The organism is Neobacillus sp. 204 (assembly GCF_046562815.1).
Classification (GTDB): domain Bacteria; phylum Bacillota; class Bacilli; order Bacillales; family Cytobacillaceae; genus Neobacillus.
Window position 1 is genome coordinate 1 of sequence record NZ_JBJORY010000003.1, and the last position, 17,764, is coordinate 17,764.

The following is a 17,764-nucleotide window of genomic DNA, read 5'->3' on the forward strand; positions in this document are numbered from 1 at the left end:
ATAATTGAAACTAAAATTTATTGTTTGTTTGCACGATTTTGTTTGTTTAGTTTTCAAAGAACAATTTCAATGCCACTCGTAAGCGACTTTATTAATATAACATATGACATTCATTAATGTCAATAACTTTTTTTAAACCGTCACTTACGAAAACAATTTTGTGTTTGTCTCGTAGCGACGGTTATTAATATACCAAGTATTTTTGAAAAGGTCAATACGTTTTATTGTTTTTTACGATAATTTTTTATTAAGACAATAACCCCTATGATAAACGCCTTGACCTTTCGTTTCAATATTAACTACATCTATTAAATGTTTTTCAATTAAATATTCGAGCAAAACGGCTAGGTCGACTGAGTATGGGATTAATTCTTGTTCACTCATAATTTCATTGAATAACCAAATATCCTTACTACTAAGTACCTCTAAAAAATGAGCCGTACCCATTTTCGTTCTCGAATGGATCATAAACTCACTTGCCAGGAAAAGCAGCTCTAGTCTTTTTTCAAGCGTTTCTTCACTATACACAAGTTCTTCATATAATTTATAAATTTCAGGCTCAATCTGTTTAACTTGATTCCACACAGTTAGCTCTGGATGGAGTCCATTTTCTAATACGGCTAACCTGGCAAGATGATGCAAGGAATGGACAACATGATTGTAAGCATCTAAAAACTGATGACCCTCAAATAAAGCTTTGCCATCTACATAGCGTCGAATCAATTTTGCAAATTCTAAACCCATTTTAATTTTGCGGCCATTAAAAGGAAAATCACGCAATTCCGTTTTTAAATTAGCCACATATTCGTTCCGATCGAAAATGATTTTGGCCTCATGAAGCCATTCAAATATTTTTCGATTCGATCCTAATAATAACCACTCATCCAACTTCGCTTCTGTAATGATATGCATTGCAGCCTTTTTATCATTGTAGGTATAGTGCTTAATAAATAGTGGCTGGTCCGCTTCTTTGACCAGTACTAACAGGATTACATCAAATGAATCAGTTATATGACTTAACTTTTGTTTTTTCTGCACCATCAATACTCCAAGGGTATTTAATTGGCTCGCCCTTTCTTGATAAATAGGCCGAAGGATGTCTTCCATCTTTCATTCCTCCATTTTTTTCAGGTAGCAATATAACTTCGACAATGAAAACAAATCTCCTTCTTTATCCGCAGACAAATTTCGACATTCTTCAACCTTGCTTTTTCCTTCTTATCATAATTATGGTATAGTTTGTCTAGGAGGGAGTTACATGGCAAGATATTCGAGTAAAATAAATAAAATCCGTACCTTTGCATTATCTTTAATTTTTATAGGTTTCATTGTTATGTATGTTGGTATCTTTTTTCGAACTTCACCACTTATTATGACCATTTTTATGATTTTGGGCCTTCTTTTTATTATAGCTAGTACGATTGTTTATTTTTGGATTGGAATGCTATCAACAAAAACAATCCAAGTAAAATGTCCTAACTGTGGCAAGCATACAAAAATGCTTGGCCGAGTAGATATGTGCATGTATTGTCGTGAACCATTGACCCTTGACCCTAATCTAGTAGGCAAGGAATTCGATGAGTCCTTTAATAAGAATTCAGAAAAATAAAAAGAGGAAGACGTAAACCATGCTATAAAGCTGCAGTGGATTACGTCTTCCTTTTTTATTTTAGCTTACTTCTCGGTTAATGAACCTCTTTACTTGCACATTCCGGACATGATCCATAGATTTCCATGCGGTGGTTCTCGACTTTGAAGCCTGTTACATGCGAAGCAAGGTGTTCCACTTCGTCTAAGCCTGGATAAAGAAAGTCAACTATTTTCCCACACTTTTCACAGATGACGTGATAATGATGGGTTGTAATGAAATCAAAACGGCTTGATGCATCACCAAAAGTCAATTCCTTCACAAGACCTACTTCACGAAATACTCGTAAATTATTGTAAACTGTGGCCACACTCATATTCGGAAATTTCCCTTCAAGGGCTTTATAAATATCATCCGCAGTAGGATGTGACATTGAGTTTATTAAATATTCAAGTATCGCATGACGTTGCGGAGTAATTCGTACCCCAGTTTCTTTTAAGGTATCCAATGCTTCTTTTAATTGATTCATCGCCATGCACCTTCTTTCTAAAAGATATTCTTACTTTATAATTGTTATAATTAATTTTACTAAGTTATTTGTACTTTTGTCAATATTGTTATCTCATTAATAGCAATGTTATTACCCTTTTCCATGTAATGTCTGTTCATTTGCACCCAATTGATCATTTACATAGCGTGCAGTCACAAACAATAGATCGGATAGTCGATTTAAATAGGCTAATACAAGTGGATTTACGTCTTCACCTAATGCAACCGCACATCTTTCCGCCCTCCTTGCTGTTGTTCGAGCTACATGGAAAGCAGCTCCTGCTGGATGTCCTCCCGGCAAGATAAAATTTGTTAACTCTGGAAGTGCCTCATTCCATTCATCAATCTGGGTTTCCATTTCCTCTACATCCGACGAAGCAAGTGCCCACTTTACATCCTTTCCTTTTGGTGTAGCCAACTCTGCTCCGACATGAAAAAGATTTGTTTGTATTTTATGATAAATGTTATCAATTATTTCTTTCCCTTGAAAATTTTCCTTATTTAAATAGCTTAGTGCAAGCCCAATCATTGAATTTGTTTCATCACACGTCCCGTAAGCCTCAACGCGCAAGTCGTTCTTCGCTACTCTTTTTCCATAAATAAGTGAAGTTGTTCCTTTATCACCAGTCTTTGTATAAATTTTCATTTTATTTATCCCCCTGTAAGAATGTTTGTAATCTCAACTTCAACTTTACCTTATTATGCAAGTATGTATTTTCTTCATCATAACACCTGTAATTATATTTAGAAAACTCAAAATATATAAATCCCTTTTTACACCATAAAAAAAGGGCCCGCTATGGACCCAAAATTTATCTGAGGAGGTATGCCCTAATAAAATGATATTCATTCTGACGTTTCTTGCATTGGACAAATGCCTTTCCTTAACAAAATAGGCTTCAGAAAGATATCAGCTCTGGCTCTCCCTTATGTAGGATAAAGCCTCATCAACATGTCCTTTTACTTTAACATTTCTCCATTCTTTAACGAGCTTGCCTTCCTTATCAATAATAAAGGTTGATCTTTCAATCCCCATATATTCTTTACCAAAGTTTTTCTTTAATTTCCATACTCCAAAAGCTTCTGCTAACTGATGTTCTGTATCTGCAAGTAGAAGGAAAGGTAAACCATATTTCTCTACAAATTTCTGATGACGGTCAACTGGGTCTGGACTTACACCCAAAATAACGGCATCCACCTCTGTAAATTGTTGAATTTGATCGCGAAAATCGCTTGCCTCTGTAGTACATCCTGGGGTCATATCTTTTGGATAAAAATATAAAACGACATTCGTGCCATGGAATTTTGATAGATTTACGGTCTCGCCATTATTAGCCTTCAACTCAAAATTTGGTACTTGCATTCCAATCTCAACGGTCATCTTTTACCACTCCCACTGTAATGATTCTTCGATGTAAGCGTATCAAAGTTCACCATGATAAAACAACTTTCCTGCATCACTAACCTACTTTTCCCAATCAAACATAACCCGGGCCACAAATGCTGCTGGTAATGTATAACCAATCAAGGCCTCTGTAACGGTGATGATCCTTCCTATACCGTGTGGAATAACATCACCATTTCCAACTGAAAATAAGGTCATCGCACTAAAATAAAAACTTGTTTCAAAAATATTCTTGTTATGATTATTTACCTCTATCAGCAACGACATGCCAATTAACTCAAAAAGTAAAAATATTAGGCCAAAACCAATGATGACAGTCAAATACACAGAGCCTAAATATAAAAAATTATCAATAGATACCAACTTACCTTTAACTGTATTTGGAATAAAAAGCGTCCTTAAACTCATGAAGATGCAAAAAATGACGACTGGAAGCAAGAAAAAAAACATGACAAACCACCTCTAAATTTAGCTTTTGGTAGTTTATTTCTATGCTCGCTTGGACAATAAAATATCAAAATCTATTTAATTGCCAGCACCTCTATATTTCTTTACACCTTGATTCCAAACCAAAACGGAAATCACGAAGAAACTAATTCCAATCACTGGCGTTAAAAATGAGTACCAAAACCATTCTTTTTTCCCAAGAAAGAAGGAAGCAGGATAGACACCAACAAAGGCAAATGGTAATACCCATGTTAATATAAAGCGAATTAGTTTATTGTAGATATTAACTGGATACCTGCCATAATTGCTAATATTGTACATCATCGGCATTAAAGACGTACGCGCATCTGCCCAAAAGCTGATGCAGGCAATCATAATGAATACTCCTCCATAAACAAGGGCCCCGCCGATGACAAACAGAATAAATAGAAACGGATCAAACCAATGTACTGTGAGACCTAGTCGGTTTCCAGCATAAAACATGACAACAAGTCCAGTAACTGCCCCTAATAATGACTCCAGTTCAATCCTCTCAAGGATGATTTGAAAGAGACTGTGAATCGGTCTAGTTAAGATACGATCCAACTCCCCCTTTACAATATAGCGCTCATTAAAATCCCATATATTAAAAAAGGCAGAAAAGACAGCAGATGGGACGAGAAAAAATCCATAGATAAATATGATTTCGTCCCTTGTCCAGCCATTGAGTAAATTGGTATGGCCAAAGACAACTAATATAAAAATAAAATTTATGGCTTGCGATAATAGATCAGAAAAAAATTCAACAAAAATATCAGCTCGGTATTGAAGTCTCGTTTTTAAATATTGTGATAGGTATTGAAAAAACATAGAAAAATAAAACAACTCTTACCCTCCCTGAATAATTAGTTGTTTTTTTGCCAATGACCAAAGTACTTGGATTGGAAAGAATAAAAGGATTACCCAAACAAATTGTTGAGTAATTGCATCGATTGCTTGTGGATGAGAAAAACCTTTAGTAACAATCATACTCGGAAAATAACTGATTCCTTGAAAAGGAAGAAACTTCATTACATCTTGAGCCCAGCCTGGAAAAAAGCTAATCGGTAACAACAAGCCTGAAAATAAATCAATGACGACACGTTTTGCTCGAATAAGCCCTGCATTATTATATAAGAAGAAAGTAGTAATCCCTGTTAATAAATTCAACTCCGTATTAATAAAAAAGCTCAGCAAAATGGAGAGGCCAAACAAGCCCCAAACACTAAGATCCCATGTAAATTCAACTGGGAAGACAAAATAAACAATAATCAACCCAGGAGCCGAAAAAAAGAATAGCCTGAAAATCCCTTCCCCAAGCCCTTGCATAACTTTCATCCCTAGATAATTGTAGGGCCTGATTAATTCAACCGCCACTTTCCCCTCCATAATTTCCAAGGCCATTTCGCGGTCAAGATTGTTAAAGTAAAATGCACGCGCCATCCAGGAGACAGCAACATATGTAGTCATTTGTGTAACTGAAAGACCAACGATTTCTTCCTTTGAACCGTAAATCGCTGACCAGAGAAAATAATATGCACCGATGTTAATACTGTAGATTAGAATTCCTGTGTAATAATTGGTCCGGTATGCCAGCATCATTAAAAAGCGGATTCTAATCATCTCAAGGTATTTATCCACTTATACCGCACCCTTTTCATAAATATTTCGAATGATTTCTTCCGTTGAAGTTTCATTTATTTTGATATCTTTAATTTTAAATTCAGCTACCACTTTAGCAATAATCTGAGAAATAAGTTCATCATTATCTTCAAGTGTAGCTGTAAAGATTTGCTCCTTTTTGTTCAAATCCCATTTAACAGGTATTCCACTGGTGAGATTTTGCACAGCAGTCATTTCAACAGGTTCAAGAAACTGGAACTGGAGCTCTTTCCCTTCTCCCCATTTCTCTTGAAGACTCTTTAGCGCCCCATCATATATGACTTTTCCTTCATCTAACATGATTACTCGCTCGCACAATGCCTCAATATCAGTTAAATCGTGTGTAGTTAACAGGATGGTAGTCTGATATTTCTCGTTAATTTCTTTTAAAAAATCACGAATTTTCAACTTAACGAGTACATCTAATCCAATGGTTGGTTCATCCAAAAACAATAATGGCGGATTGTGAATAAGTGCAGCAGCAAGTTCGCATCTCATTCTTTGTCCCAGCGACAATTTTCGTACTGGCTTATCTAGAAGTGGTTCAATATCTAATGTGTAGATCACATGATTCATGTGGCTGTTATAATCCGCATCTGATACCTTGTACACCTTTTTCAAAAGACGGAAAGATTCCTGAACGGCGATATCCCACCACAATTGGGAACGCTGTCCGAAAACAACACCAATGGTTTGGACAAATTTCTCCCGTTCTTTATGTGGATTCATTCCGTTTACGGAAATTTCTCCGGATGTCGGTGTTAATATTCCCGTCAGCATTTTTATAGTGGTTGACTTCCCTGCACCATTTTCACCGATATACCCAACCATTTCGCCTTTTTTTACGGAGAAATTTATATCATTGACTGCAGGAACAACTTTATAATTTCTTGTTAATAAATCCCTAAATGCTCCTTTTAAACCTGTTCGACTGGAATATGCCTTAAATTCTTTTCGTAAATTATTGACTTCAATTACATTTTTCATTTTCTCCCCCCGAAACAATGACCTAAAGAATTAGTTTAGCTAAATAAGGGTGATAAAACAATAACCACGTACTTCTCCAAAATATCCGAATTGTGAAAACAGACATAAGTTATCTAAAAAAGTGCTAAAATGGGATAGAACTGATTGAAGGAGGGAAAAATGTGAAATTTATTAATTCAGAGAGATTACATAATGAAGCACTTGAACATATCGTTGGAGGAGTAAACAGCCCCTCACGTTCTTATAAAGCCGTAGGCGGAGGAGCACCGGTTGTCATGGAACGGGCTCAAGGGGCATACTTTTGGGATGTCGATGGAAATCAGTATATTGACTATCTCGCTGCCTATGGACCGATAATCACAGGACATGCTCACCCACACATTACCGAGGCCATAAAACGCGCAGCAGAAAGTGGTGTCCTTTATGGTACTCCCACACCACATGAAGTTAAGTTTGCTAAAATGTTAAAAGAAGCAATTCCTTCAATGGAAAAAGTCCGTTTTGTAAACTCTGGAACAGAAGCGGTCATGACAACGATACGCGTAGCTCGTGCCTATACTGGCAGAGATAAAATCATTAAATTTGCGGGCTGCTATCACGGTCACTCGGACCTCGTCCTTGTCGCCGCAGGCTCCGGACCATCTACATTGGGGACCCCAGATTCTGCAGGTGTACCAAAAAGTATTGCACAAGAAGTAATTACGGTCCCTTTTAATGATATAGAACCATTTAAAGAAGCATTAGCTAAATGGGGAGACCAGATCGCAGCTGTTTTAGTGGAACCTATTGTCGGAAACTTCGGGATCGTCGAACCAAACCCTGGTTTTCTTCAGCAAGTTAATGACTTAACTCATGAATCAGGGGCGCTCGTGATTTATGACGAGGTTATTACTGCATTTCGCTTTATGTACGGCGGTGCCCAAAATTTATTAGGGATTGAACCTGATTTAACAGTCCTTGGAAAAATAATCGGAGGAGGCCTGCCAATCGGTGCCTACGGTGGCCGGAAAGAAATTATGGAAACTGTTGCCCCACTTGGACCTGCCTATCAAGCGGGAACAATGGCAGGAAATCCTGCTTCCATTCTTTCAGGAATTGCCTGCCTCGAAGTACTAAAACAAGATGGAATATATGATTACTTAGACCGCTTAGGTGCAGTTCTTGAAGAGGGTATTTTAGAAGCGGCTAAAGAAAATAATATCGAAATAACAATAAATCGGTTAAAGGGCGCTTTAACTGTTTATTTTACAAATGAAAAAGTTGAAAACTATGTTCAAGCAGAAAATACAGACGGAGAGACATTTGCAAAGTTCTTTAAGCATATGCTCCATCAAGGTATAAATCTGGCTCCATCCAAATATGAAGCATGGTTTTTAACGATCGCACATACCGCTGAGGATGTTGAGGCAACATTACACGCAGTAAGAAATGCATTTTCCTTACTCGCGAGCGAATAAATATACAGTTTTTATGCACAAAAGGAAGTGGAGATCACTTCCTTTTACCTTTATAATTTCTTTGGAAACGCTTACAATGACATATCCCCCTCGTGTATCCATCACTTATTAACCACTATTTTCTTATCCAAAATAATGTATATTTATTTGATTTCTGAAAATTCTTATGATACTATTAAATTATTATTTTCATATTATCCTTTAACAATATACCTCGTTAAAGTGACAAAACAACGAATTCCAACTACAAAGATGATATACACAAACTTTAAGTTTCATAGGAGGTGAAATGGCCTTAGCGGACCCCTGCTAAAGCCTAATATGATGACACAAAATTGGACCCCTTCCCTTTTCAAAGATTTCCACAAACAAGAACATGATGCCTGCGGAATAGTCGCATGTCTTGAAAAATCTAAGCGCCCAACTAGAAAAAATATTTTTGATTGTATAGACGCCCTTGTAACAATGAATCATCGCGCTGGTTTTATTAATGGCGAAGGCGACGGTGTCGGCATTCATACCGATATCCCAGTGGCGCTTTGGAAAGAAAAATTGCTCCAGGCAGGCCAAGAACCCACTCTTGCTGAAAAAGAAGAGTTTGCTGTTGGTCATGTTTTTATTAGTCAAAAGGTAAACTGGCAAACGACTAAACAAGAATTACTTAAAAAGTTAGAAACCTATGACTTTGATTTAGTTTTTGAAACAGATCAGGTAACAGATGTTTCAGCACTTGGCCCAATCGCCATCCAAGAAAACCCTGTTTTCTGGCAATTCGCTTGTCTTTCTTCAAAAACTGGCCAAGAATTAACTAAGAGCCTGTTTGAAGTATTAGTTGATTTTGAAACAAACGATCAAGTCCATGTAGCTTCATTAAGTCAGAACCATGTAGTTTACAAAGTAATGGGAGCTGGAGATATTCTTCCTCGTTACTATCATGACCTTGCAAATCCACTTGTTGCTTCAACCATGACACTTGGACATAATCGTTATTCTACAAATACATTATCAAGCTTTTTCAGGGTACAGCCATTTAGTGTTCTCGGACACAATGGAGAAATTAATACCATTGCAAAACTTAGAGATGAAGCAAAAATGATTGGTGTTCCACTTGTCAAAGATGGCAGTGACTCTCAGGATTTAAGCCGGACGATGGAAACATTAATTTGCCGTGAAGGTTTTTCATTATTTGAAGCAATGGATGTTTTATTCCCGCCAATCATCAATGAAATAAAGGCATATCCTGAAAATCTTCAAGATTTATATACCTACCTTAGAGAAGCTTGGGGACATTTTGCTCAAGGTCCTGCTGGTATTATCTCAAGATATGGAGATGAAGCAGTATTTAGTGTGGATGCACTTGGTCTTCGCCCGCTATGGATGCTTGAGACAGATAGTTCTTATTTGTTTTCCTCTGAACCAGGGATCATTTCTTCGAGCGAATATGTTAATGATCCAAAGCCTTTGGCACCAGGTGAAAAGGTTGGCTTTAAATGGAATGGTGAAACATTAGAAGTTTATGAGCAAAATCGTTTTCAGACTGAAGTGTATTCCCGTTTTTCTGAAAAGTTAAATATCAGTGAGGTTAGTGCACGATTGCTTCCTCCATCATTAGGGAAAACAGTTACGATGAATTACCCTGACAAAATCCATAATGGACAATATAAAGCATTTGGCTGGGAACGAGATCATATCCAATTAATCGAGCAGATGGCGGAAAAAGGTGTGGAACCGATTCGTTCTCTTGGTCATGATGCACCACTTGCTGCACTTAACCCAGAACGAAAAAATATTGCCGATTATTTTAAAGAAAGTGTTGCGGTGGTGACGAATCCTGCGATTGACAGGGATCGTGAAACTGAACATTTTTCTACACGTGTAATAATTGGAAAGCGGCCGACTTTATTCAATAAGGAAAACAGTGAAACGGTCATTGAGTTAACTACCCCTCTATTATTGGAAGGGAAAGCAGGCTATAGTTTATCTGAGAGTTTAGGTCAGCCAAGTTTTGATCAAGTTGTCTCCCATTTTCAGGAGCAGAAGCTTGTAACCTTTATCTCTACTACATTCAAAAAAGAAGAAAAGTACGAGCAAGCCCTAGAAAGGCTTGCAAATGAAGCAGTTCAGGCTGTTCAAGCAGGAAAAACATTACTTGTTCTTGATGATGCAAAAGCACATCATGAACATTCCTATTGGATTGATCCGCACCTAGCAACTTCGGTAATTGATCAAGCACTTGTTAAGGCAGAAATAAGAAGAGACTGTTCTTTAGTTTTACGTTCTGCTGCGATTCGTTCACTTCATGACATTATTACTGTATTTGGTTTAGGAGCAGATTTAGTCAGCCCTTACTATATGTTCTTAACAGTTCTTGACGAAACCTCAAAACCTTTAACAAATCTTTATAGTGCTCTTACTAAAGGATTAGAAAAAGTAATCTCAACAATCGGTATCCATGAACTGCGTGGATACGGACGTCTGTTTTCAAGCATTGGCTTACATGAGGAAATTGCCAATCTATTAAACATTGTTAACTTTTTTGGTTCGAAGGAACTTGAGACAGATTTTGAAGCAATGAAACTTGATGCTTTATCAAGAGCAGAAGATTACCATAACGAAAAGGAAAGAGTCGGAAAGACTTTCCATCTCTTCCCACGAATTTGGAAGGCAATTGGTGAAGTGGCTGCTACTGGTGACTACAATGTTTATCGTGATAAGATCACTGAACAAGAAACGGAGAATCCAACAACGATTCGCCATTTAGTTCAGCTTAAACCTAGCAATAAACAGTTATCACCTGCTGACGTCAATCTTCGGGTCGGTGATCATGATTTACCGTTCCTTATTTCTTCCATGTCCTTTGGTTCTCAGAATGAAACAGCCTTTAGAGCCTATGCCGAAGGAGCAGACCGTTTAAACATGATCAGCTTAAATGGTGAAGGCGGAGAAATTAAAGATATGCTCGGTAAATATCCAAAAACAAGAGGACAGCAAATTGCCTCCGGAAGGTTTGGTGTCAATGCTGAACTCCTAAACTCTTCTAATCTATTAGAAATTAAAATTGGTCAGGGTGCAAAGCCTGGTGAGGGCGGCCATCTACCTGGTTCAAAGGTAACTGCAAAGGTTGCAGAAGCACGTAATGCAACACTTGGTTCTGATTTGATCTCACCATCAAACAACCACGATATCTACTCCATAGAAGATTTAGCGCAGATGATTTTAGAATTGAAAACAGCTAATGATCAAGCAAAGATCGCTGTTAAGGTTCCTGTTGTGCCGAATATTGGAACGATTGCTGTTGGTATCGCAAAAGCAGGAGCAGATATTATCACATTAAGCGGTTTCGATGGCGGTACAGGTGCTGCAAGAATTCACGCACTCCAGCATGTTGGATTACCGGTTGAAATTGGCGTAAAAGCCGCCCATAACGCTCTGCTTGAGAGTGGTCTCCGCCACAAAGTAGAAATCTGGGCTGACGGTGGCATGAAAAGTGCCATGGACGTTATGAAGATTATGCTTCTCGGTGCTAACCGTGTTGGCTTCGGGACATTATCGATGCTAGCAATCGGCTGTACGACCTGCCGTGGCTGTCATTTAGATACTTGTCACGTTGGTATTGCCACTCAAATTGAATCAGAAGCACAGGCTAAAGAACACGGTCTAAGACGTTTTGTTCCACGCCAATTAGACTTAGCTGTACAAGGAATAATGAATCTCTTCACTGCATTTGCAACGGAGTTAAAAGAACTTTCTGCTTCAATTGGCGTTCGCAATCTGCAAGATGCGGTTGGTCGTTCTGATTTATTAGAGCAAATGAAAGGCCAAGGTCAACTAAGCCTATCCTATTTGTTAAAACCATTAGAAATCAGCCAATTTGCTAAAACTGAAGCTTCGAAATCAATTGAAGAAGTTCAAATGCAAGTTGCCGTAGGGGCTGAGTATCTTGATGGCAGTGTAGATCAATTACACTCTTCTCGTGAATTCACTAGTGTCACATCTGAACAACGTGTACTAGGAAGCCGAGTATCCTGTCACCGTGTCCGCGGCAGACTAGATGGTTCTTACAAGCAGCTACCATCAGTCCAGCTAAAATATAAAGAGGGTTCCATTCCTGGAAATGGCTTAGGCGCCTATAACAGTGAAGGAATTGAGATCACCGTTAATGGTGGTGGTCAAGACGGTGTCGGAAAAACATCCTTTGGTGGAAATATCCAGATATTAAAATCTAAAGGTAAGAATGGTCAATATTATAATGGTTCTGTAGGTAAAGGGTTTGGATATGGAGCTCAAAAGGGACTTCTTATCGCCCAAGGAAATGCAGATGCAAGAGCAGGTATACGTCTTTCTGGGGCTGATTTAATCATTGGTGGTGCAGTTAAAAACCCACTTCCGGAAAAAGAAGCTGGTAACATCGGCTCAAATGCGAATATCAAGGGGTTTGCCTTTGAATATATGACAAATGGCCGTGGCCTTGTACTCGGAGATCCAGGTCCATGGATCTGTGCGGGAATGACTGGCGGGGTTGTCTATATTCGCCAACAACCCGAGATGAGATTAACCAAAGAAGCAATTCAGAGAAGGATTGCTAAAGGTGCTAAGGTTTCAGTTGTTGATTTAAATGAGAAAGGCATTCAGGATATTAACGAGTTATTAAATAAATATACTGACTTGCTTGAACAGAACGGTCAGGCTGAAGAGGCTGGGCAACTTCGTGCACTACTAACAAATGTCGAAGAACACTTTGTGCAAGTTATCCCTGTCAAAGAACAAGCTGACCCATCTGTATCTACAGAATGATTGATAAAAATATATTTAACGTCCGCTGCACAAGCGGACGTTTTTTTATTCCAAATTTTTCTTAACAAATAGTAAATAAATTCATATTATATCTCTTGATTCTCTGGATTAATCCATGTATAGTAAAAATTTGCTTACTAGAAAAACTTCTGCTTCATTTTTTTAGAGGTAAACAATGACCATCTTGAAGGAACAAATTATTTATTTTTGAAAGGAAACCATTCAAAATGAAGTTAGGTGCCCGCATTTTAAAAACGGGAATTGCTATTGTACTCTCGCTTTACTTGGGTCAGTTATTACACTCTCCCTCTCCGGTATTCGCTGGCATTGCTGCCATATTTGCGATTCAACCAACCATTTATCGTTCCTATTTAACGATCATTGAGCAAATTCAAGGAAATCTTATTGGGGCGTTACTCGCAGTTGTTTTTGTACTTCTCTTAGGAAATCATATTATTGTCATTGGTATAGCAGCAATTATTGTAATCGGCATAAATTTAAAACTTAAACTCGAAAATACGATTGGACTATCACTCGTCACATTAATTTCGATTATGGAAACCCCTGGTGGGAACTTCATTCCATTTGCCGGCATCCGCTTCTCTACCATCATGATTGGGGTATTTTCCGCTTTTCTAGTCAATCTTGTGTTTATGCCGCCAAGATATGAAAATAAACTTTACTTCAAAATGACAAGCACGACAGAAGAAATCATTAGGTGGATTAGGTTAAGCACGCGGCATGACTTTGATCATAATCTTCTTAAAACAGATATTGTTAAATTAAAAGAAAATATTATTCAAATGGGTCTGTTTTACACGATGTATAAAGAAGAACGCAGCTATTTTAAGAAAAATAGCTTAGAAAAATCACGTAAGCTGGTTATTTATAGGCAAATGCATTCAGCAGCCAAAAAGGCATTAGATACCTTAAAACGACTTCATCGTTTTGAGAATGAACTATTGCATCTTCCAGAAACATTTCAGCAAGCCATTCAGGAACAATTGGATTGTCTTATTTACCATCATGAACAACTTATGCTTAGATTCATTGGTAAAATTCCAAACCATCCCACTGTTTCGGAAAATAGCGTATGCTTAAATAAAAAGCAATTATTTGATTTATTTTTACTTCACCAACAAGAAGCTTTCGAGCATGACCATCCACATCAATATCATACAATGCAAATTGTAGCATCGATTATCGATTATGGTGAACAGGTTGAACACTTAGATACATTGATTACAAGTTTTCATTCATATCATCATAATGAAGTATCAATTGAAGAAGACATTTTATAATAAGGCTATGTTAAAGCTTATTATTGATTTTGAAACCCTGTTGATTGGAGCGGAAATCACAGGCAAGTTTTAAAGAGCCTATAAAAAAAACCGAAGCAAATTATTCTGCTTCGGTTTCTTTTTGTTCCAATTGCTGAACTTGAAAAAGTTTATAATAATTCCCTTGTTTCGTCATTAACTCGTCATGTGTCCCTACTTCTACAATTTGACCATGTTCAATCAAGACTATGCGATTCGCATGTGTAATGGTTGATAATCGGTGGGCAACAATAAAGGTGGTCCTGTCCTTAGCAAGCTCTTCAAGAGATTCTTGGATAGCATGCTCACTCTCTAAATCCAGAGCGGATGTTGCCTCATCAAGAATTAAGATCGGTGGATTTTTTAAAAAGACACGAGCAATCGCAACTCGTTGTTTCTGCCCCCCTGACAGCTTAACTCCTCGTTCGCCAACCTTGGTATCGTATCCTTCTGACAGGTTTAAGATAAACTCATCGGCATTGGCGGCTTTTGCAGCCATATATACCTCTTCAGCTGATGCACCTGGTTTCCCTAATAAAATATTATCCATTACCGATTCACTAAATAAGATATTATCCTGAAAAACCACGCCAATTTTGTCACGTAAAGATTGAACCTTAAATTTTCGAATATCTACCCCATCTAATGTGATTCTACCCTTTGTCACGTCATAAAATCGGGGAATCAAACTAACAAGCGTGGATTTCCCGCCGCCACTCATCCCTACTAGAGCAATTGTTTCTCCTTTTTTTACATGTAAGGTAATTTCTTTCAAGACCATCTCTTCTTCTGCTTCGTAGCTAAATGAAACATTTTCAAATGAAATGTCACCATGGACTTGATTACACACATGTGCATCTGGGGCGTCAACGATATCATATTTCTCATCTAAAAATTCAAACACCCGATCCATGGATGCAAAGGATTGAGTGATAGTTGTAGAGGAATTAACCAATCTTCGCAGTGGATTGTATAGCTTATCAATGTAGGCAAAAAACGCAACCATTGTTCCAAGGGAAAGTTGATCCTGAATGACGAGGTAAGCAGAATACCCAATAACGATTAATGGAGCAACATCCGTAATAGTATTAACTGCTGAAAAGGCTTTGGCATTCCAACTAGTATGCTGTAAGGCCTTTTCTAAAAAGTTTTTATTTTGTTTATCAAATTGGCCTTGTTCATATTCCTCAATAGCAAAGCTTTTGATTATCGGCATCCCCTGGACACGCTCATGTAAATAGCTTTGGACCTCAGCAAGGGCTTGAGAGCGGGCACGTGTCAGCTTACGTAAATTCCCAAAGAAATATCTAATCGAAAAGGCGTAAAGCGGAAACAACAATATCGATACAAACGTCAGCTTAACACTCATAGAAAACATAAGAATAATGGCAATGATGATTGTGGCAATATCGAGCCAAAGGTTCATTAAACCTGAAATGACAAAGGTTTTAGTTTGCTCAACATCATTAATGACTCGTGAAATAATTTCCCCTGCTCGGTTATTCGAAAAATATTTAAAGCTTAACTTTTGTATATGTGTATACATTGTATCGCGAATATCATAAAGAATTTTACTTGAGGTCCACTGGGCAAAATATTGACGGTAATATTCAATCGGAGGACGCAAGATGACAAATACCACAATCATTACGCCCATAATAAACATTAGTTTATTAATTTTCTCACCGTGATTCATGGTGGGACTCCCGACAATGTCATCGACAACATATTTAATTAACATCGGAATCATAAGGGGAATAGAAAATTTAATTACTCCGATAATGATGGTCCAAACAACCTGAAGACGGTATGGTTTTACAAACTGCAGGTACCTGCGAATACTGCTCAAAGTAGCCCCCCTTTCTAGTTATTTACCAGCATATTAAAAACCTGTTGATTACATCAACAGGCGCTTTAATCCTGGTTTCCATCTAACGTCTGTAAGTTAAATAACGTTCATACCAGATATCAATAAAATCTGGTGCAAAAGGGCCATTCCGCTGCCGAATCCATTGAATTAACTTTTCAACGTTTCGTTTTAGAATTTGATCGATGGGGTCCGGATAATTCATTTCACGACGATGACGTTCATACTCATCCTCGTCTAATAAATTAAAGGTCATATCAGGAAACACCTTAATATCAAGATCATAATCAATATACTTTAGTGCTTCGCCATCAAAAATAAATGGTGAACTGATATTACAATAATAATAAATACCATCCTCACGAATCATTCCGATTACATTAAACCAGTATTGTGAATGGAAATAACAAATGGCCGGTTCTCTTGTTATCCACGTTCTGCCATCTGACTCTGTCACTAGTGTTCGGTCATTGCCTCCAATCACCAAATTCTGTGTCCCTTTTAAAACAGTTGTTTCTTCCCAGACGCGATGGATGTGCCCATTGTGCTTATAGCTATGTATTTGCATTGGTTCACCTTCGATGGGTACGCCCATGTTTCTCCCCTACCTTCATTCCTGAACGCTTTGTGACCCTATTCTAAACCGTTAGATAAATAAATAATGACAAAAGGTAACAAAGTTCAATTCCTATTTACTATTATTATAACGGTTGAGAACAGATTTTAAAACAAAAGAGCCATATTTCGATGGCTCTTTGTAAAATTTTGCGATTTTTTTTGGTTTTTTTTTGTTTTTCTACCTAAAAGGAAGGTGTTAAATTCATTTCCCGATAGGAATTGATTACCTCTTCTGTCTGCTTTTCAAAAATAGACTGGATCTCTTTCAGCTCTTGTTTCATCAGTTTAATTTCTGATTGAATACTTTCAAGATCAGTTGCTTTCTGTAATGTCTGCAGCTCTGCTTCGATTTGTTGACAACGTTCAAGTTCTCCCTGAAGGTATAATAATTTATCCATCGTCACCAATTGTTCGGAAACTAATCTGTTAAAATGATCCATTTCCCTCACCGCCTTCTTTTTCGTTCCTCTATGTATTCTCGAACAAGTCTTATTCTCCTTTGAAAACAAATGTAGACTAAACAGAACTTTTGTCGAAAATTAGAAAAGCGGAAGGGCCTTGCTTCGGAAAAACTTTTTCCTAAGGGCTGGAGCTAAACAGTTATAAAAAAGGAAGAAGACACTCTATACGAAACTAGAGTGCCTTCAGGATACTATTATTAGCTTTGACCAAATTGGCCATTGCCTTGGTTTTTACGGGCTTGAGATTGCTGGTTTTGTTTTCTTACTTCTGCAGCATTTGTTTCGCTCGCAAATTCAGTTCCGAATGAACCAGCTGCACCTGCTGAGCTTGCTGCACCAGCAGCACCTGAAGCAGATTGAGCATTTTGAGCTCTTACTTCAGCAGCATTTGTCTCGCTTGCAAATTCAGTTCCAAACTGTCCTGAAGAACCAGAAGCAGATTGAGATTGAGCATTTTGTTGTCTTACTTCCTGGATGTTAGTACCAGCTGAAGTTTTGTTTGGCTGTTGATTGAATTTTGCCATGTTAATCACCTCCACGAATATAATGTAACCATGCTTCGAGGAGATTATCCGCAAAAAATATTATTTAA

General features: G+C 37.7%; 16 protein-coding genes. 4 read left to right on the top strand and 12 right to left on the bottom strand.

The annotated features are described in order from the left end of the window. Nucleotides 1–231: 231 nt before the first annotated feature. Nucleotides 232–1,107: a nucleotidyltransferase-like protein gene (locus tag ACJ004_RS07240; protein ID WP_410892151.1), complete on the bottom strand. Its 876-nt coding sequence runs from the start codon at nt 1,105–1,107 to the stop codon at nt 232–234. Nucleotides 1,108–1,258: 151 nt separating this feature from the next. Between ACJ004_RS07240 and ACJ004_RS07245 the strand changes: the two genes are divergently transcribed. Next, nucleotides 1,259–1,609: a YgzB family protein gene (locus ACJ004_RS07245; protein ID WP_410892153.1), complete on the top strand. Its 351-nt coding sequence runs from the start codon at nt 1,259–1,261 to the stop codon at nt 1,607–1,609. A 76-nt stretch (nt 1,610–1,685) separates the two neighbouring features. On the opposite strand, the gene perR is transcribed toward ACJ004_RS07245, so the two are convergent. The 7 genes from perR to ACJ004_RS07280 all read right to left on the bottom strand — a co-directional run bounded on the left by perR (nt 1,686) and on the right by ACJ004_RS07280 (nt 6,656). Further along, nucleotides 1,686–2,123 (bottom strand): peroxide-responsive transcriptional repressor PerR, encoded by a 438-nt coding sequence (gene perR, locus ACJ004_RS07250; RefSeq protein ID WP_410892155.1) that lies wholly within the window; start codon nt 2,121–2,123, stop codon nt 1,686–1,688. 105 nt (nt 2,124–2,228) lie between these two features. Then, nucleotides 2,229–2,783, bottom strand: coding sequence for a cob(I)yrinic acid a,c-diamide adenosyltransferase (locus tag ACJ004_RS07255; RefSeq protein ID WP_410892156.1), 555 nt, complete (start codon nt 2,781–2,783; stop codon nt 2,229–2,231). A 264-nt stretch (nt 2,784–3,047) separates the two neighbouring features. Continuing rightward, entirely contained in the window at nt 3,048–3,518 is a 471-nt protein-coding gene (gene bcp / locus ACJ004_RS07260; RefSeq protein WP_410892157.1) for a thioredoxin-dependent thiol peroxidase, read from the bottom strand. An 84-nt stretch (nt 3,519–3,602) separates the two neighbouring features. After that, the gene (locus ACJ004_RS07265; protein ID WP_410892159.1) at nt 3,603–3,992 is read right to left on the bottom strand and encodes an ion channel; all 390 of its coding nucleotides are present in this window, start codon (nt 3,990–3,992) and stop codon (nt 3,603–3,605) included. A 75-nt stretch (nt 3,993–4,067) separates the two neighbouring features. Then, the gene (locus tag ACJ004_RS07270) at nt 4,068–4,853 is read right to left on the bottom strand and encodes an ABC transporter permease (RefSeq protein WP_410892160.1); all 786 of its coding nucleotides are present in this window, start codon (nt 4,851–4,853) and stop codon (nt 4,068–4,070) included. 3 nt (nt 4,854–4,856) lie between these two features. Continuing rightward, nucleotides 4,857–5,648 (bottom strand): ABC transporter permease, encoded by a 792-nt coding sequence (locus ACJ004_RS07275; RefSeq protein ID WP_410892162.1) that lies wholly within the window; start codon nt 5,646–5,648, stop codon nt 4,857–4,859. Further along, complete coding sequence (locus tag ACJ004_RS07280; RefSeq protein WP_410892163.1) at nt 5,649–6,656, bottom strand: ABC transporter ATP-binding protein; 1,008 nt, start codon at nt 6,654–6,656, stop codon at nt 5,649–5,651. A gap of 161 nt (nt 6,657–6,817) precedes the next feature. Between ACJ004_RS07280 and ACJ004_RS07285 the strand changes: the two genes are divergently transcribed. From ACJ004_RS07285 to ACJ004_RS07295, 3 genes are all read left to right on the top strand, one after another. Beyond that, the gene (locus ACJ004_RS07285) at nt 6,818–8,113 is read left to right on the top strand and encodes a glutamate-1-semialdehyde 2,1-aminomutase (protein ID WP_410892164.1); all 1,296 of its coding nucleotides are present in this window, start codon (nt 6,818–6,820) and stop codon (nt 8,111–8,113) included. A gap of 324 nt (nt 8,114–8,437) precedes the next feature. Continuing rightward, the gene (locus ACJ004_RS07290) at nt 8,438–12,907 is read left to right on the top strand and encodes a glutamate synthase-related protein (RefSeq protein WP_410892165.1); all 4,470 of its coding nucleotides are present in this window, start codon (nt 8,438–8,440) and stop codon (nt 12,905–12,907) included. A gap of 227 nt (nt 12,908–13,134) precedes the next feature. Next, nucleotides 13,135–14,208, top strand: coding sequence for an FUSC family protein (locus ACJ004_RS07295; RefSeq protein ID WP_410892166.1), 1,074 nt, complete (start codon nt 13,135–13,137; stop codon nt 14,206–14,208). A gap of 100 nt (nt 14,209–14,308) precedes the next feature. Here ACJ004_RS07295 and ACJ004_RS07300 read toward each other — a convergent pair whose 3' ends face one another. The 4 genes from ACJ004_RS07300 to ACJ004_RS07315 form a co-directional block, all read right to left on the bottom strand. Next, complete coding sequence (locus ACJ004_RS07300; protein WP_410892167.1) at nt 14,309–16,075, bottom strand: ABC transporter ATP-binding protein; 1,767 nt, start codon at nt 16,073–16,075, stop codon at nt 14,309–14,311. A gap of 82 nt (nt 16,076–16,157) precedes the next feature. Beyond that, nucleotides 16,158–16,688, bottom strand: a complete 531-nt coding sequence (gene ntdP / locus ACJ004_RS07305) for a nucleoside tri-diphosphate phosphatase (protein ID WP_098576231.1) — start codon at nt 16,686–16,688, stop codon at nt 16,158–16,160. 205 nt (nt 16,689–16,893) lie between these two features. Further along, the gene (locus ACJ004_RS07310; RefSeq protein WP_410892168.1) at nt 16,894–17,151 is read right to left on the bottom strand and encodes a YgaB family protein; all 258 of its coding nucleotides are present in this window, start codon (nt 17,149–17,151) and stop codon (nt 16,894–16,896) included. 218 nt (nt 17,152–17,369) lie between these two features. Continuing rightward, the gene (locus ACJ004_RS07315) at nt 17,370–17,696 is read right to left on the bottom strand and encodes a gamma-type small acid-soluble spore protein (protein ID WP_410892170.1); all 327 of its coding nucleotides are present in this window, start codon (nt 17,694–17,696) and stop codon (nt 17,370–17,372) included. Nucleotides 17,697–17,764: the final 68 nt, after the last annotated feature.

What these genes read in the sequence shown, in the direction of transcription:
- ACJ004_RS07240 (WP_410892151.1), bottom strand. Translation starts at nt 1,107, where the DNA reads ATGGAAGACATCCTTCGGCCTATTTATCAAGAAAGGGCGAGCCAATTA.
- ACJ004_RS07245 (WP_410892153.1), top strand. Translation starts at nt 1,259, where the DNA reads ATGGCAAGATATTCGAGTAAAATAAATAAAATCCGTACCTTTGCATTA.
- perR (WP_410892155.1), bottom strand. Translation starts at nt 2,123, where the DNA reads ATGGCGATGAATCAATTAAAAGAAGCATTGGATACCTTAAAAGAAACT.
- ACJ004_RS07255 (WP_410892156.1), bottom strand. Translation starts at nt 2,783, where the DNA reads ATGAAAATTTATACAAAGACTGGTGATAAAGGAACAACTTCACTTATT.
- bcp (WP_410892157.1), bottom strand. Translation starts at nt 3,518, where the DNA reads ATGACCGTTGAGATTGGAATGCAAGTACCAAATTTTGAGTTGAAGGCT.
- ACJ004_RS07265 (WP_410892159.1), bottom strand. Translation starts at nt 3,992, where the DNA reads ATGTTTTTTTTCTTGCTTCCAGTCGTCATTTTTTGCATCTTCATGAGT.
- ACJ004_RS07280 (WP_410892163.1), bottom strand. Translation starts at nt 6,656, where the DNA reads ATGAAAAATGTAATTGAAGTCAATAATTTACGAAAAGAATTTAAGGCA.
- ACJ004_RS07290 (WP_410892165.1), top strand. Translation starts at nt 8,438, where the DNA reads ATGACACAAAATTGGACCCCTTCCCTTTTCAAAGATTTCCACAAACAA.
- ACJ004_RS07295 (WP_410892166.1), top strand. Translation starts at nt 13,135, where the DNA reads ATGAAGTTAGGTGCCCGCATTTTAAAAACGGGAATTGCTATTGTACTC.
- ntdP (WP_098576231.1), bottom strand. Translation starts at nt 16,688, where the DNA reads ATGGGCGTACCCATCGAAGGTGAACCAATGCAAATACATAGCTATAAG.
- ACJ004_RS07310 (WP_410892168.1), bottom strand. Translation starts at nt 17,151, where the DNA reads ATGGATCATTTTAACAGATTAGTTTCCGAACAATTGGTGACGATGGAT.
- ACJ004_RS07315 (WP_410892170.1), bottom strand. Translation starts at nt 17,696, where the DNA reads ATGGCAAAATTCAATCAACAGCCAAACAAAACTTCAGCTGGTACTAAC.